Annotated in this window: 12 protein-coding genes and 1 tRNA gene; 6 read left to right on the top strand and 7 right to left on the bottom strand. The window is 43.1% G+C overall.

Going from position 1 to position 15,778, the window contains the following annotated elements; all coding sequences use genetic code 11:
• Nucleotides 1–49: 49 nt before the first annotated feature.
• The 3 genes from ACK4EX_RS01035 to rlmB are packed head-to-tail and all read left to right on the top strand — an operon-like array spanning nt 50 to nt 2,299.
• Nucleotides 50–250, top strand: a complete 201-nt coding sequence (locus tag ACK4EX_RS01035) for a membrane or secreted protein (RefSeq protein ID WP_409769401.1) — start codon at nt 50–52, stop codon at nt 248–250.
• A complete protein-coding gene (locus ACK4EX_RS01040; RefSeq protein ID WP_409768897.1) occupies nt 223–1,593 on the top strand; it encodes a GWxTD domain-containing protein in 1,371 nt (456 codons plus the stop codon). Before ACK4EX_RS01035 ends, ACK4EX_RS01040 begins: the two co-directional genes overlap by 28 nt.
• Nucleotides 1,541–2,299, top strand: coding sequence for a 23S rRNA (guanosine(2251)-2'-O)-methyltransferase RlmB (rlmB, locus tag ACK4EX_RS01045; protein ID WP_409768899.1), 759 nt, complete (start codon nt 1,541–1,543; stop codon nt 2,297–2,299). The genes ACK4EX_RS01040 and rlmB overlap by 53 nt, the downstream gene beginning before the upstream one ends.
• Here the strand turns inward: rlmB and ACK4EX_RS01050 are convergent.
• Nucleotides 2,296–3,414, bottom strand: coding sequence for a cysteine desulfurase family protein (locus ACK4EX_RS01050; protein ID WP_409768901.1), 1,119 nt, complete (start codon nt 3,412–3,414; stop codon nt 2,296–2,298). The two genes, rlmB and ACK4EX_RS01050, sit on opposite strands and share 4 nt — an antisense overlap.
• 21 nt (nt 3,415–3,435) lie before the next feature.
• Nucleotides 3,436–4,995, bottom strand: coding sequence for an aminotransferase class V-fold PLP-dependent enzyme (locus ACK4EX_RS01055; RefSeq protein ID WP_409768903.1), 1,560 nt, complete (start codon nt 4,993–4,995; stop codon nt 3,436–3,438).
• A gap of 180 nt (nt 4,996–5,175) precedes the next feature.
• On the opposite strand from ACK4EX_RS01055, the gene lpdA reads away from it, so the two are divergent.
• Nucleotides 5,176–6,567 (top strand): dihydrolipoyl dehydrogenase, encoded by a 1,392-nt coding sequence (lpdA, locus tag ACK4EX_RS01060; RefSeq protein ID WP_409768905.1) that lies wholly within the window; start codon nt 5,176–5,178, stop codon nt 6,565–6,567.
• Between the two features lie 105 nt (nt 6,568–6,672).
• Here lpdA and ACK4EX_RS01065 read toward each other — a convergent pair.
• The 3 genes from ACK4EX_RS01065 to ACK4EX_RS01075 all read right to left on the bottom strand — a co-directional run bounded on the left by ACK4EX_RS01065 (nt 6,673) and on the right by ACK4EX_RS01075 (nt 9,002).
• Nucleotides 6,673–6,743 (bottom strand) — tRNA-Gln (locus ACK4EX_RS01065).
• Nucleotides 6,744–6,811: 68 nt separating this feature from the next.
• Nucleotides 6,812–8,242, bottom strand: a complete 1,431-nt coding sequence (locus tag ACK4EX_RS01070) for a TonB-dependent receptor (RefSeq protein WP_409768907.1) — start codon at nt 8,240–8,242, stop codon at nt 6,812–6,814.
• A gap of 49 nt (nt 8,243–8,291) precedes the next feature.
• On the bottom strand, nt 8,292–9,002 hold the full coding sequence (locus ACK4EX_RS01075; protein ID WP_409768909.1) for a DUF2461 domain-containing protein: 711 nt from the start codon (nt 9,000–9,002) through the stop codon (nt 8,292–8,294).
• 85 nt (nt 9,003–9,087) lie between these two features.
• Between ACK4EX_RS01075 and ACK4EX_RS01080 the strand changes: the two genes are divergently transcribed.
• Together ACK4EX_RS01080 and ACK4EX_RS01085 are read left to right on the top strand one after the other, a co-directional pair.
• Nucleotides 9,088–9,237: a hypothetical protein gene (locus ACK4EX_RS01080; protein ID WP_409768911.1), complete on the top strand. Its 150-nt coding sequence runs from the start codon at nt 9,088–9,090 to the stop codon at nt 9,235–9,237.
• 79 nt (nt 9,238–9,316) lie between these two features.
• Nucleotides 9,317–10,393: a TerC/Alx family metal homeostasis membrane protein gene (locus ACK4EX_RS01085; protein ID WP_409768913.1), complete on the top strand. Its 1,077-nt coding sequence runs from the start codon at nt 9,317–9,319 to the stop codon at nt 10,391–10,393.
• An 805-nt stretch (nt 10,394–11,198) separates the two neighbouring features.
• On the opposite strand, the gene ACK4EX_RS01090 is transcribed toward ACK4EX_RS01085, so the two are convergent.
• Both ACK4EX_RS01090 and ACK4EX_RS01095 read right to left on the bottom strand, forming a co-directional pair.
• On the bottom strand, nt 11,199–14,504 hold the full coding sequence (locus ACK4EX_RS01090; protein ID WP_409768915.1) for a T9SS type A sorting domain-containing protein: 3,306 nt from the start codon (nt 14,502–14,504) through the stop codon (nt 11,199–11,201).
• A 24-nt stretch (nt 14,505–14,528) separates the two neighbouring features.
• Entirely contained in the window at nt 14,529–15,302 is a 774-nt protein-coding gene (locus ACK4EX_RS01095; protein WP_409768917.1) for a hypothetical protein, read from the bottom strand.
• Nucleotides 15,303–15,778: the final 476 nt, after the last annotated feature.

Here is a 15,778-nt window from a genome sequence, read left to right on the forward strand (position 1 = left end):
TCACCATTTTCCCGGTTACTTATTGCTATTTTTGTAAAAAATCTCAGTGATGAAATTGTTCTTGTTGGCATTTATTTTAATTGGACTTGGATTTGCCGGTATTGCAATAAAAATCTGGGCGAAAAAAGATGGTAAATTTGCTGGTACATGCGCATCCAATTCTCCATACCTCAACAAAGATGGCGAGCCGTGTGGCTTTTGTGGTGCAATGCCCGACCAGCAATGCAAAAAGCCAGAAACAGCTTCTTAAATATTTTTATACTTAAAATTATCCTAATAACTTTCTCATTTTCAAGCTGTGGAAGTAAAAAATCAACTTTATCAAACATCAACTTTGCTTATTTATATCAGCCATCTGAAGTATTAATACGACCTGATTTCTTTATCCAACTCATTAATGAGGATTCTTTGCTCGTACACTATCAACTTAATAAAGAGGAGTTTTTGTATGTTCGAAATTCTGAAAATCAACAATTTGAATCCCAAATTCTGATTAAATATGCTGTAATACCCAACTACGAACTACCTCAGATTGTAATCGACAGTGGCAGTTTTCGAATACGTGAGGTCAAAACAGAGAATTTTGGCAATATTGTAGGAAAAATTCCAATTACATTAAATAAAAAACCAGAATTTTCCACATTTCTGATCGTTTTAACCGTTCGTGATGAACACCGAAATTTAGAATATCCTTACTTTTTGTTGAGCGATAGAAAATCAAAGAATTCATACCACTATTATTTACCAGTTGATACTTTTGGAAATATCTATCTGAAATACACTGCATTTACTGGCGATATAATTTGTATTCATTACAATTCTGACACTACTAGACGAGTCTTTGTAAAACATTTTGACGGAACTTTCCCCATAGCCTTGCCACCTTTTTCTGCTGAACAGGAAATCATTTATACGAATGAATTTAAAATTGCAGGCACAACTAATAATTTATCAGGATGTTATCATTTTAAAAAACCGGGGTTCTACCTTTTCCAGACTGATACTTCATCCCTGGAGGGCTACTATTTAATAGTTCGTGATGATGACTATCCGCTGGTAAACAAACGACATCAATTGGTTGAGCCACTTCGATATCTTACTACTCAAAAGGAATTCTCCGATTTACAGGCCTCACATCCTGATTCTATCAAGTACATGGCTGATCAGTTTTGGCTGGCACGCGCCGGCAGTGTTGAGAGAGCTAAAAACCTGGTAAAAGCCTATTACAGCAGGGTTCAAAGAGCCAACGAACTCTTTACTTCCTTCAAAGAAGGATGGAAAACAGATAGAGGTATGATTTACATAATTTTTGGCCCACCAAATGTCGTGTATCGCTATGCCGACAGAGAAGTGTGGATTTATGGCGACGACTCCAGTGCTTTACAATATCGATTTACATTCACGCTAACAAAGTTGCCTTTTTCAGGCTTTTATTATGTTTTGGAACGCAATGAAAACTATCGCTTTATATGGGGGCAAGCTGTAGATGCCTGGCGCAACGGACGGGTGTATTCCATTAAAGACATCAAGCGGGAACAAGATGAAAGAGACCAACAACTCAGATACCAGCGATACCCTTATTTTTGGTTCTAGACCGGTACTCGAAGCCTTATTAGCTGGCAAGAGCATTGATAAAATCATTGTAAAAAAACAGCATGATCTTCCTATTGTAAAAGAAATAAAACTGCAAGCCAAGGCCAGAGGTATTTATGTGCAAGAAGTACCAGCTGAAAAATTTCATTTTTTAAAAAACAAAAACCACCAATACGTAGCAGCGTGGCTTGCTGAGGTGGAATTTACAAGCGTTGATATTCTGGTACCTCAGCTTCTTTCAGAGGGAATTCTACCAGTGTTAGTAATACTAGATCGTGTCACTGATGTGCGAAACTTCGGCTCAATAGTTCGCACAGCAGAGTGCCTAGGAGCCCATGCAGTAGTTATTCCAAAAAAAGGGAGTGCCTCTGTAAACAGCGATGCTATGAAGGCCTCAGCAGGTGCCTTAGCGCGCTTACCCATCTGCAGAGAAAACAACCTGCGCGATACCTTGCGCTTTCTGAACGAAAGCGGTTTTTCCACCATTGCTTGCACAGAAAAAGCCAATCAATCTTTGTACAATACGGAAGTGAAATTGCCCTTCGCCTTATTGATGGGAAATGAAGAAAACGGAATAGCTACCGATCTGCGCAAACTCTGCTCTGTAGAAGTAAAAATTCCCATGCAAGGGGCTACTGCTTCGCTGAATGTAGCGGTTGCGACAGGTATTGCTCTGTCTGCTCTTTTACAGCCTTATCAACATTAATGAGGAAGACAAGCTGTAAGAATCTGTACGAAACGCGAAATTTCTTCTTCCGTAGTATTTATGCCCAGTGAAATGCGCAGGTTTGCCATTGAAATCCGATCGGGGTACAGATGGCTAATTACATGCGAAGGCTTAAGACTTCCGCTATTGCAGGCGCTACCTGCTGAAACTGCTACTCCTTCCAAGTCAAGTGCAAAGAGCAATCGACCAGTATCTGATTCCTGAGGCAAACAGATATTCACAATGCCAGGGTAATGAGCCTCTGAGAGTGGTTTAGGTCCATTAAAAATGGGTTGAAGTGGCTCAAGCAATTCAATTAAATGAGAAGATAGTTTCACAAATCGAGCAAGCATTTCTTCAGCATAGCAATGGGTGTATTCGAGTGCTGCGGCCATAGCAGGAATGAGTACAGCAGCCTCTGTACCACCACGCAGGCTTCGCTCCTGACTTCCACCGGCCACCAAGGGCGATTTATTCTGAACTGATTTGTGGATAAACAAAAAGCCCGTGCCCTTAGGCCCATAAAACTTATGGGCAGAACCTGAAACAAAATCGGCCTGATGAAGATCGGTTGAATATTTTCCTATAGCTTGCACACCGTCGATGAAAAGCAATGCCTTATGCTTGCGACAGATATTTGAAACCTCCCCAACGAGTGCGATGTTGCCCAGCTCATTGTGCACCCAAAGCAGTGCAACCAAAGCCTGCCCTTTTATTTCAGAAAGCACTTCATCGAGATGGTTTAAATCATAATTTCCCTCGGGGGTTAGCCGAAAATGCCGAATGCTGGCACCTACGTGTAGCCAATGTGCAGCTGCCTCGAGTGTTGCTTTATGCTCAATTGGCGAAGTGACAAAGGTGTGTACACCGGCTTTATAAGCCATGGAAAACACCCAGTTGGCCGATTCAGTAGCTCCGGAAGTAAAGTACAATTCAGCTGGTAAAACATTGAGCACATTGGCCATTTGTCGCCGGGCGAGCTCCATTTGGGCCCTGGCTTTTCTTCCCAGGCTGTGCAAACTCGAGGGGTTTCCCCAATTTTCCATCGCTTGGACGATTGCCTCCTTTGCAGGCGTACACAGCGGTGTAGTCGATGCGTAATCGAGATAAATCAATTCAGAGGATTTTATACTCATTTATTTAAACCATCTGGCCGCTAAACGGTGCTCGGCACTTTCTTGCTCGCTTTTGTGGGTAAATGTATTTGAAGAGGGGTGATAAATGTACTCTTGCTGATATTTTCTAAAGTTAAGTGCCACATCTTCAATAGCATCAGCTATGTAGCGAAGCTCATCAGCCGTCATTACCGGATGTAGTGACAAGCGAATCCATCCGGGTTTTAAGGTAAGGTCTCCACGATCAATTAGGTCAGTAATCATCTTCGACTTTTCCTCATCTACACCGAGCAAGTAGTGCCCATAAGTACCAGCACAACTGCAACCTCCACGCACCTGAATGCCATACAAATCATTTAGCAGTTTTACACCAAGATTGTAGTGCAATCCATCGATGTAAAAAGAGATTGCTCCAAGTCTAACACGATTGTTGCCGGCTAGAATGTGTAGGCCTGGTACGCACTCAAGGCGGTCGAAGATGTATTCGACCATGGCATGTTCTCGCTCTCGAATTTTTGCGGGCTGTAGCTCTTCTTTCAGCTGAAAAGCTTTGGCTGCCTTGAGTAGTTGCAAAAATCCGGGTGTTCCGCCGTCTTCGCGCACTTCGATGTCGTCGTAGTAGCTGTGTCCACCCCAGGGATTCGTCCAAGTGACAGTACCACCACCAGGAATATCAGGTGATTTAAGTCGATAGTATTTTTTATTGAAGATTAAGATACCCGGAGTTCCTGGCCCTCCCAGGAATTTATGAGGACTCAGAAAGATGGCATCAAGCCAGGCTAAGGGGCGATCGGCCGGGTGCATGTCAATATCAACATACGGACCTGAACAGGCAAAGTCCACAAAACAGCAGCCACCGGCCCGGTGCATGCGCTCGGCAATATCGTAGTAAGGTGTTTCAATACCGGTCACATTGCTGCATCCGGTTACCGACGCGTATTTATATTTTCTGTGCTTGTGCTTTTCGAGCAATTCGTCAAGGTGATTGAGGTCAACCAAACCATCGGCATCGGCCTTGATGAGCTCTACATACGCAATAGTTTCGAGCCAAGAAGTCTGATTGCTATGGTGCTCCATGTGGGTGATGAAGACGACCGGACGTTCCTCATCGGGTATTGAAAAGTAATCTTTCAAACAATCCGGGTACTTCATCCCCAGGATGCGCTGAAACTTGTTGACAGCCGCCGTCATTCCAGTACCTACGGCTATGAGTACATCTTCAGGTCCGGCGTTTACACTGCGCTTGATGAGCTCGCGCGCCATATGATAAGCATGAGTCATCACAGCGCCTGTATAACTGGTCTCGGTGTGTGTATTGGCTACCATTGGCCCCACTTCATTCAGCAGCCATTCTTCGATGGGCCGGTACAATCGACCGCTGGCAATCCAATCAGCATATAAGAGGGGCTTTACACCAAAAGGTGTTTGCAGGGTTGTATTGTATCCTAATATATGCTTCCTGAAAGCCGAGAAATGCTCCTCGTGCGGAAGTTTTAGTTGGGAATCAATCTCGTGAGACGCTGCAGTAGAAGTGTGCATAACGAGTAAAATAGCAACTACAAAGGTACGGGTATCGAACATAGTTTGTTTCGATGAAATTCCCAACTTCCACTAAACTGTAAATAAACTATTTAATTAATTTCAAATTCTATTTTTTAAGCTATTATGCCCATTTTTCTCAACCGACTTAACCAACCGTTTAATAGCCTCACATGCGATTATAAATTACTTTCGCACGGTTAATTTATTAATTTGACAAAAATGAACTTTGACCTCATCGTATTAGGCACTGGACCAGGTGGCTATGTGGCTGCCATCAGAGCATCGCAGCTGGGCATGAAGGTAGCCGTAGTGGAAAAAGAATCGCTCGGCGGTATCTGTCTCAACTGGGGTTGTATTCCTACCAAAGCCTTGCTAAAAAGTGCCAACGTTTTCGAATACATAAAGCACGCAAAAGACTACGGTATTGAAATCCACGGCGAAGCGACGCCAAACTTCGAATCGGTAATCAAGCGCAGCCGTCAGGTAGCTGCCGGTATGAGCAACGGGGTAAACTTCCTCATGAAGAAAAACAAGATTACAGTAATCTCGGGCTACGGCAAGGTAAAACCAGGCAATAAACTGGAAGTAACCGATGCAGAAGGCAAAAAGTCTGAATATTCAGCCAAACACATCATCATAGCCACCGGTGGACGTAGCCGCGAATTGCCAAATCTGCCGCAAGATGGCAAAAAAATCATCGGTTACCGCGAAGCTATGAATTTGCCCTCACAGCCTAAGAAAATGGTTGTAGTGGGTTCAGGTGCCATCGGCGTTGAGTTTGCCTATTTTTATGCAGCTATGGGCACCGATGTAACGATCGTCGAATACATGCCTAACATCGTACCGCTGGAAGATGAAGAAATTTCTAAAGCTCTTGAGCGCTCTTTCAAAAAGATGGGCATCAGGATTCTCACTTCCTCTGAAGTTACTAAGGCCAACACATCAGGCGAAGGTGTACGTGTATCCGTAAAAACACCAAAAGGAGAAGAGATAATTGAATGCGACATCGTCCTCTCAGCCGTAGGCATCGTTGCCAACATCGAAAACATTGGTCTCGAAGAGGTTGGCATTAAAACCGAAAAAGGAAAAATCGTCGTTGACCAATTTTACCGAACTAATGTGCCTGGGTACTATGCCATAGGCGACTGCGTACCTGGACAGGCATTGGCTCATGTGGCCTCGGCTGAAGGCATAATCTGCGTAGAAAAAATTGCTGGCCACAATCCTGAACCACTGAATTACAACAACATACCAGGCTGTACCTACTGCTCACCTGAGATTGCAAGCGTAGGTTACACCGAAAAAGCTGCTCGCGAAGCTGGCTATGAAATCCGCGTAGGTAAGTTTCCCTTCTCAGCCAGCGGAAAAGCTTCGGCCGCAGGTCATAAAGATGGATTTGTGAAAGTAATATTCGACGCCAAATACGGCGAATTTCTCGGATGCCACATGATCGGTGCCAATGTAACTGAAATGATTGCTGAAGCAGTAGTGGCTCGCAAACTCGAGACTACAGGCCACGAGATCATTAAGTCAGTACACCCCCATCCCACTATGAGCGAGGCCATTATGGAAGCCACGGCAGATGCCTACGGTGAAGTAATCCATTTATAGAGTTACAATTTAATATTGTAAAATAAAGAAGCCCCGGTAAAAACCGGGGCTTTTTAATTTCTGTAAAAAAAAAAAATACCCACCAAAAAAGGTGGGTTATTAAGGTTGCCCGAGCTGGATTCGAACCAACACAGACGGAACCAAAATCCGTAGTCCTGCCATTAGACGATCGGGCAATTTTTCCTCAAATCGGGCTGCAAATATACGATTGATGCATTTTTGAGCAAGACATAAGTAAAAATTTTTAAACATTCTCAGCCGGAGCCTCAACTTCCTTATAACCAAATAGATGCTTAGAACGAATAATCTCCTCTACGCCTTCTGGGAGCATTTCACCCCATCCTGGTTCGCCTTTTTTAATCATCCTTAACACTCTTGGTGAAAAGATGTGCAGAATGTTTGGGTCATAGGTTTCTATGTCTTTTATGCGTCCATTAAATGTGAGGTATTCAAACAGAGGCCTGAGCCTTGGGTGTACCCACATGTTCTGAGTAGTTTCCAGGGGACTGTCTTCCGTCGGTTTTGAGGGGTATACGTAAATTTTTAAATCACGTGAAAACATGATTCCCATTGCTTCCAAAATTCCGCCGGGCAAAGAGCGGTAGTACTTTTCGTTAAATACGTCTTTTAAGCTCGACACTCCCAAAATTATGCCCATACGCGCCTTTGTAAATTCTGAGAAATAGTGCACGAGCTTGTAATACTCCTGAAAGTTGGAAATTAAAACCTTATATCCGAGCGAACACAATATCTCAGCTCTGTCTAGAAAGTCTTGTTCATCGATTTCGCCTTCAGCGCGCAGGTTGTTTAGGGTGATTTCGAAGAGCACTTCTACGTTATCTTTTTTCACCTTCGGATCGCGCAAGAAGTACTCATAGCCCTTTTTCATCATATCCATATTCACCTTTGTTACGGGGCGAAAACTTCCGCGCAATGCCAAGATATTCTTTTTGTACAACAAGCCGGCCGGCAAAAGATTGTTTCCATCTGGACCAAAAATTACTGCGTCAGTAAAGCCGTTTTTGATTAGCTGCAGCGAAAGCAAACGATTGTCCACACCTTCGAAATCAGGACCCGATACATTAATCATGTCGATCTCTACCTTGTCACGCGAAAGGTTGTCGTAGAGCGATTTCAGCAGTTCATTCGGGTCGTTTATGATGTGAAAGCATGCATATATGAGGTTAACTCCCATGATGCCGATGGTCTCTTGCTGCAGCACAGCCTCGTTTTCCTTTAGCCTTACATGGAAGATTACTTCATTTGGCGGACTGTCGGGGGTGAGTTGAAATTTACAGCCCATCCATCCATGGCCCTTGTAGCGTTTGGCAAAGTCAATGGTAGCTACCGTATTGGCATAGGTAAAGAAACACTTATCCGGGTTTTTAGACCGGTCGATACGCTCCTCCACGAGTCTGTATTCCTGAGCAAGCATTTTGCGAAGACGGCTTTCAGTTACATATCGACCGTCGGGCTCACGCCCGTAAATAGCATCGCTGAAATCTTTGTCGTAGGCGCTCATTGCTTTAGCAACGGTACCTGATGCTCCACCTGCTCTGAAAAAGTGCCTTACCACCTCCTGGCCCGCACCTATCTCAGCAAAAGTGCCGTAAATCTGACTGTTAAGATTTATTTTAAGGGCTTTCTGCTGGGTGGTGAGAATGTAACGTTCCATTCAAATAGGTTTTAACAAATTTACATTAGGACCAGGGAAACATGATGTTTCAGATTTTATAAAAAGGCTTTAAAATCACGTTTGGTTCGTCGTCAGAGCATATGGCGCGGTTGAGAAAATGGACGAAATCTTTCAGCGGCAGTAAATGCTCGATGAGCATTGGAAGCGTTTCAGAATCAGATAACTGGCTATAGTTAAGCGGATGTGTAACTGTAAAGGATTTTAACTTTAAATATTTGATGGCCGGATTGTTTTCTTCATATCCTTTTGGCGGTCGAGTGAGTGTCCACATCTCTTCAAAGTCGAGATCAGAATAAATAGCTTTAAATGCTGGATTGTTTAAAATGTCTGAAAATTCATCCCAATACAGGTCAATATCGTTGCGGATTTTCTTCAGCACCTCAGCCGGGGGCATATATACGCCTCCGCCTACGAAGCTCTCTTCCAAGTCGAAATGCACGTAGTAACCGGCAAGGTCACCTTTGCGACCATCGGGAGCAAATCCAAGCGAAACATGGGTTTTGTAGGGTCGCTTATCAGCAGAAAAACGAATGTCGCGATTTATTCTGAAAAGGCATTGAGAGGGCTTTGTATTTGCCAGTTCATGGTCGTTTGTTTTAAGAGCTTTCAGGATATATTCAGCGGCTGTGAGCAACTCTTTTCGATAGAGCTCATAGTCCTTGCGATGCTGAGAAAACCAATCTTTATGATTGTTCTCCCGCAATTTTTCCAAAAACACTAAACTTTCTTCAGAAAGCATAAAAAATACATTTAAACCGAGATTATTGAAATATTTGATACCAGTATCTCGTTATAGAACAAGTTAACAAATAAAATGTGCGCCTATGCAACAAACTATTACGCCTTCGCAAAAAAAATCACCTAATAATTCAAAAAAGCCCAAAAAATCCACCATTCAACGTCTTTTGAATTATTCAAAGTCAGTCGTTGTGGTTGAGTCAGATGCGCGTAAGTGGCTCATCAATCTGAATTAACGATTAATTATAAAGAAATCAAGGGATTGAGACAGCCTCATCAGGTGTGGGCATAAATACTTTTGCCTCAGGGTACTGTATGAGCGAACAGATTTTTTTTGCCGTATTTCTTGCGGTTATTTTCCTAATCCTTGCTTTCGATTTAGGTATATTCCAGCACGATAAGCATGAAGTTTCTTTTCGGGAGGCCCTTTTTTGGACGAGCGCATGGTTTGGCCTGTCGATGGGATTTTATTATTTTCTTAAATTCTATGGTCATTGGATTCATAATCCTGAGACTGTTGAAGAGATTATAGCCATCACCGAAAAATACCGACAGAGACTGGATGTGACAGGGCTAAGCTTCGAAGATGCTTTGCAGCGATACCGAAATCTCATTGCACTGGAGTATCTGACAGGTTACTTTATTGAATACAGCCTTTCGGCTGACAATCTCTTTGTGATTTTACTGATTTTCAGAAATTTTGGTGTCCGAAAAAGGGATTACAAGACCATATTGATCTGGGGTATTCTGGGGGCTGTAGTTTTTCGCTTTACGTTTATTTTCCTGGGTGCTGAGTTGATACAGCGGTTTCACTTTTTGCTTTATGTGTTTGGTGCATTTTTAATTTATTCAGGTTTTAAGGTGTTGACCAGCAAAAAAGAAGATGAAGATATTACCCCGGAAGGTCATCCTTTGGTAAAACTGGCAAGTAAACACCTTAACGTATTTCCAAGGAACGTAAAGTCGCTGCTCATGTTTCGCCATCCAGACCACAGAAAAACTTACGTAACACCCCTGTTCATTGTATTGCTGATGGTAGAATTCAGCGATATCATCTTTGCAGTGGACAGTGTGCCGGCCATATTTTCCATTACGTTAGATCCATATATTGTGTTCTTTTCCAATATTTTTGCTATCCTGGGGCTTAGGAGTTTGTTTTTTCTACTGGCCAAGGTGGTCGATCTGTTTCACTATCTCACTTACGGCCTTGGTATATTATTGATATTTATAGGTTTAAAATTGGTTTTCGAACACTACTTTGACCTTTTAGGCATACATGCGTTCGAGTCATTGATGGTCGTAGTGTCGATACTGGTCCTCTCGATAGTAGCCAGCCTAATCCGAAGCATGGTGCTTTGGCGGAGAAATGAAAAAACCCGGCATTCTCCTTAGGTAAGACTTAACCGGGTTTTTTAAAAAGAGACGTAGATCCGCTCTTTTAGAGATTCTAAAGTCTTAACATTATACCAACGTAATTTTTCCATCTTTTGTCACCGGAACCCAAATCGAGATTGAAGCGAACTCCGATCTCCCGCATTTTGTTTAAAGAATTAAGTGTTCTTAGTTACACTCCAGGGGTGAAAAACAAGCGAGGAGAAGTATTCTCTTTGATGACGATAGCTGTTCCTAATCCAGCATATACATTATAAAACACTTTTTCAGCAATTCTGTATGAATATCGAGGGTGGATATTAAATTGGGAAAAGAGATTTACATCTGTAGGACTATTCTGAAATGCGCCAAACATCAAGGAATTCTCAAAAGATAGAAGATTTCTGTTTCAGTCGTCCAAATAATTTGCGTGTAAAATTTCGTTTGGAAAAACCGTAAAAAAATTCTTGCTGCATCAAGAATTGGGAAGTGAAAAATAGTTGTTATAAAATTTTTAAATTTTTATGTCTGATTGAGGGATAATTAGTCCTCTCAAGAAAACCTGCATTTTAATTAGGAGAATTATAAGCCGTTATAACAATTGCATTATGTCTGATTCTTATCATAGAAATTTAGTCGATCAAACATAAGATATTGCAATCACCTTATCTGGAAGACGTCAATTATAATAGATTTTAGAATTTTTGATAGAATCAGTACGCCCCAATTTATTAGTGATATTTATTTCATGACAGACTTCTGAAATTGAGAATAGAAAAGCCCTCAGAAGTGAGGGCTTTATTGTGCAAATTTGATGGATTTTGGTTTACTTCTTAACCACCACTTTTCGAGTAAGCTGGCCAGCAGTGGAGTGGATGCGCAGCATATATGTGCCGGCCGGCAAGGTGTGCAACTCCAGTCGCTCGTGGAACTTACCTCCGGCACTCTTCCAGGTGGCGCGATATACAACCTTACCGGTAAGGTCAAGCAATTCTACCGGCAGCTCGGCTACATCATCGCTGAAGGTCACCTCAAATACTCCGGCATTCGGGTTGGGATAGACTTTCAGGCGGTTTAGCAGGGCGATCTCGTTGATACCAATGCTGAATTTCAACGTGTCGCACTTGGTGGCTGTACCGCAGGAGTTGAAGGCCGTGACGCAGACCGGATACACCCCGTTTTGCGGGAAGGTGAAGGTGGGATTCTGCTGGCTGCTGCTGCCTGCTGTGCCAAAAGTCCAATAGACCGAATCGGCATCGGTGAAGGTGCCGGTGAAGCTTACGGTGTAGTTGCTGATGGTGTAGGTGAAGGCAGCTGTGGGAGGATTCTGAATTGAAATGTTGACAGGTGTACGTGTGTCAGAGCACGCATCTGAGCCGAAATGGATGTAGCCATTGAAATTTCTCGGTGAAAACGTGGTGCCGAACGGATATGCTTTTCCGATGCCTTCTCGGATATCAATCCTTGGGTGCGAAGAAAGGATGTTTCCTACTGCTGTGCCGTTGGTATAATTGACAGAGCCGGTAGTGCGGGTTACGTAAAAAGCGTGTGTACCGGGCTGTAGAGTGACCGGATTGGTAAACATCAGCTTGGTATTCGGGCCGGCGACCGACACATTCACTGTAAAGGCTTGCAGCAATGTCCAACCGGTAGCTGAGTTTTCAAACCCTACGTGGGTACCAGGGCGATGATAAATTTCAAATGTCATACTTCCGGTACTATTGGGCGAAACTGTAAAACCGGTGATGTTTAGCGGCCCGCCTTTAATATTGACGTCAAACATATTTCCACTCTGTGAATTGCCTCCGGCTATGGTAGCCAACAGAGAGTCTTTAAAGTCCTGATACTTCAGATAGTAGGTAGCCGTGAAGTTAGTGACAGTAAGGGTGTCGTTCAATGAGATGGGCGTTCCGCCGGTAGGCACATTATACCATTCGTAGCCTACGCCCGGAAACGGTTTGGCAATAAGTTGTGCCGAAGAGGCATTGGCACATGCCTGAGCCGGCAAGGCTTGAGGAGCTAAGGGTATGATGACAGAACCAAACTGAATGGTGTCATTGCTGGTATTTTGATCTCCAGTGAGTTGCACAGAGCCTATGATCTGTACAATTCCCCCATTTACCGTATTTAAAGTAGCTACAGAGACGGTATCCGTAGCTCCAGATGCTATGCTGTTGGTGTAGGTACCACTTACCGTCTGGGTAAGGTCACCAGTAATCTGTAGGCTGTATGGAAGACTTGATATGGCAGTGAAGCCGTTGTTTCTGACGACAAAACGAACCTGTGTGTTGGAATTTCCGCAGAAAGAATTGGAAAATCCCAGAATTTGAAGTAGCTGGGCATCGGTTTGTATCGGGGTGCATACCTGTACCGGACCCATCCAGTTGCTGAAGGAATTACCACATACATCTCTCACATACACATGTAGACAGGTATTCATGGGCAAACCGGTGAGGGTATGAGATTTTGAAAAAATGTTTGAAACCAGCGTACCAACTGTAGAACCTGGTGTATAACCAACCGGTCCCCAATGAATCTGAAATGTGTCAGCCAATGATTGCCAGCTGAGCTTGGCTCCCGTAGGGAAGATGCTATCAACTGTGATCATAAAAGGACCAGAGCACGTAGCTGGGCCAAATTCATAGACCCCCGGATCAGGGATAAATGCTCTTATCACACTGTCAAAATCAAAGGGTACCAGATTGCCGAGATTGCGCCCTATGTTGTTTAACGAAGCTGCCGTGGGTCGGAAATTGTTGTTTATGTTCATAAACATAGGGTTGGCAAATACGCTGTTTGAATCCGCACCGGCCGCCTGAAAATCAGCCAGGGTATTGAATGCCGTACCTCTAAAGAAGGTTGGTAGCGTCATCCCGGCTGCAGGGTCTTTGAAGTATGCATTGTTACTGGTGCGAATCACTGCCGTGTTGCTCGTCAGATAAGTGAGGAAACGTTCACCTGTTCCTGGTCTGCTGAGATACAACAGATTGTTGCGGATTTCCACATTTTCGGTTGGAGTACCGGATACCCAGATAAGGCGTGTGGTACTACTGGATGTAGAAGTGGTATTTAGCACCACAGTATTGTGGTATATGTGTGTATGATTCGTCGTACCTGATAGGTATATTCCGTAGTAAATACCATTCGTCTGGATATCGTAAATCAGGTTGTTGGCTATAATGTTGGGGTTGGAAGCTGTGCCGGCCGCCGTACTGATCCAAATTGGATAGGCGGTAAATGTATTGGTGTAGGGTGCAGCACCATGCGCATTAAAAATTTCATTGTTATAAATTCTTACTCCGGAGCCACTGGTGCCGAGATACACACCATAAAATGTGCTGATGGTCGTGCGCGTCGGACGACTCATGGTATTGCCGAAAATCTGCCAGTTATCCTGATTAAGTCCATAAACAGCATAGAGGTAAAAGTCTCGCATTGTATTTCTCCGGATGATATTGCCCGTGGCACGCTGTGTAGAGGAGCCACCTACCATACTGATCGCGTAATACCCGCCGATGAATACATTGTGTTCGATCAGGTTGTTGTTTCCGTTATTACCGGCTGAAGTGGCAGATGTATTACTGTTGGAGAGTGCCAAGCCTGCATATACTGTACTGGTGGACGAGGTACTGGAAATTATGGAGCACCGCCTGATGATGTTCCAATCTGCCTGATTGCGCATCAGAATGCTGAATCCCTGAGCTCCCTGGTCACTTCGGATGGTCAGTGAGTCCAATATCATGTATTTTGTGCCGTCTAATTCTACTGTTACCCGGTCAGCGGATGCTGGACTTACGTAATTTATGGTATTGCCATTGCCGTTAATAGTGATTGTATTAGAGGCAGAAGTTCCGGAAATATTTCCAAAATAAACTTTTTCCAAATAGGGTCCTGAGTTAGGTGCCACATTTACCACTACAGGGCCACATACCCCCCTGGAATTTATAAAACTCGCAAAGGCTGAAAACGATTGAAAATTCGTTCCACCTGTGGCCTGAGAGCTGTTGATGGTAAAGGTGCCGGATACAGCTGGTGTGCGTACCACGGAAAGAGTATCGTTGGCATTGGCAGTATCTGCTACGTTGTTGGGATTACTTGTCCAGACTTTTATTGTGTAATTTGTATTGGCCAAAAAATTAAATGATCCCAACAATACCTACAGACTGCTGGCTCCCGAGCCTCCTAAAGTATCTATGGGTGTATTGACTGTTACAGGAGTCTGAAGCATTCCGTTGACGCTCCAATTGACCGTCACATTATTGATGACATTATTGCCGTAATTTGCAATTGTAGCCCGCACATTGCGAATTCCAGGACAGAATACCTGTGGGGAGTCAATAGATGCCACGCCTGCGTCATTAGGAGCTTTAGCCAACAAGCGGTACATAACCCCTCCGTTGAGCTGACGGGGATTGAAAAAGGAAGTTTGACCAGGATTAAAAGTAAATGCGCTTGAGGCATCTACGATGATGGTTACAGTGCCATCGGTGAAAGTTGGAATATTTGTATTAGTGGTAGAAAAAACATTTCCCGTCCAATGAATGGCAAATCCAAATGTATCGCCCGGTTGCATGATCACCCCCACCGATGCCGGTACCACCTGGGGAATGGGCTGTGTGGAAGAGGGGCTGATTCCATTAAAAGTCCCCGATTGACCTAACTGTATCCAACCGTTGGCAGCATTGATGCCCGCCGGTTGACCGTTGATCTTCTGAGGTCGGTACCAAATAGTTGCTACACCCGCCGAAGTGCTGAACGAACTCAGCAAACTGTCCACTATGATGGGCTTATTTGTGGTCAGATTAAAGCATATTCCGCCTAACGTATTACCACCGCCGGATAAGGGCGGTACTGTGACGAAGGTGTTGAATTGAGCATTAGCGTAAAAATGAAGCAGAAGAAATAATAAAAAGGATGCAATTTTTTTCACGTGTAATACCTTAATAATTTTCAAAGATAATCAGAAATAATAATTTAATTTACCTTTTGCCGTTTGAAAGCTGTCTTTAGAATTTTAATTCTTAAGAAATTAATTACATTACTTATCCTAATTTAATTTGCGGATGAATATATATTTACAAATTGTATTTCAGTTTTTTACATAATTTTTATTCACATTTAGTCAGGTATTTATACCTGTTGATTCAAACAAAATAATTAGGAGTTTTTAAAAAAATTAAAGGAGAAATTTTAAAAGATGCTTATTATCAGCTTCCATTTTTGAATTGTGCATTTTGTGAATAAATCAAATATCTTCTCCTTCAAAACACTTTTAGCTTCCTCAGATAATATCTGACTTCAAAAATCTTTCGAATTACATTTCATTATTACTTTAAAATTTAGGGCTAACTTCTGTTTGTCAGCTAAATTCAAATGACCAGAGAAAATAATTTCTTACAACAAATA

This window comes from Thermaurantimonas sp., assembly GCF_046299575.1.
GTDB lineage: Bacteria > Bacteroidota > Bacteroidia > Flavobacteriales > Schleiferiaceae > Thermaurantimonas.

What these genes read in the sequence shown, in the direction of transcription:
- ACK4EX_RS01035 (WP_409769401.1), top strand. Translation starts at nt 50, where the DNA reads ATGAAATTGTTCTTGTTGGCATTTATTTTAATTGGACTTGGATTTGCC.
- ACK4EX_RS01040 (WP_409768897.1), top strand. Translation starts at nt 223, where the DNA reads ATGCAAAAAGCCAGAAACAGCTTCTTAAATATTTTTATACTTAAAATT.
- rlmB (WP_409768899.1), top strand. Translation starts at nt 1,541, where the DNA reads ATGAAAGAGACCAACAACTCAGATACCAGCGATACCCTTATTTTTGGT.
- ACK4EX_RS01055 (WP_409768903.1), bottom strand. Translation starts at nt 4,995, where the DNA reads ATGTTCGATACCCGTACCTTTGTAGTTGCTATTTTACTCGTTATGCAC.
- lpdA (WP_409768905.1), top strand. Translation starts at nt 5,176, where the DNA reads ATGAACTTTGACCTCATCGTATTAGGCACTGGACCAGGTGGCTATGTG.
- ACK4EX_RS01070 (WP_409768907.1), bottom strand. Translation starts at nt 8,242, where the DNA reads ATGGAACGTTACATTCTCACCACCCAGCAGAAAGCCCTTAAAATAAAT.
- ACK4EX_RS01075 (WP_409768909.1), bottom strand. Translation starts at nt 9,002, where the DNA reads ATGCTTTCTGAAGAAAGTTTAGTGTTTTTGGAAAAATTGCGGGAGAAC.
- ACK4EX_RS01080 (WP_409768911.1), top strand. Translation starts at nt 9,088, where the DNA reads ATGCAACAAACTATTACGCCTTCGCAAAAAAAATCACCTAATAATTCA.
- ACK4EX_RS01085 (WP_409768913.1), top strand. Translation starts at nt 9,317, where the DNA reads ATGAGCGAACAGATTTTTTTTGCCGTATTTCTTGCGGTTATTTTCCTA.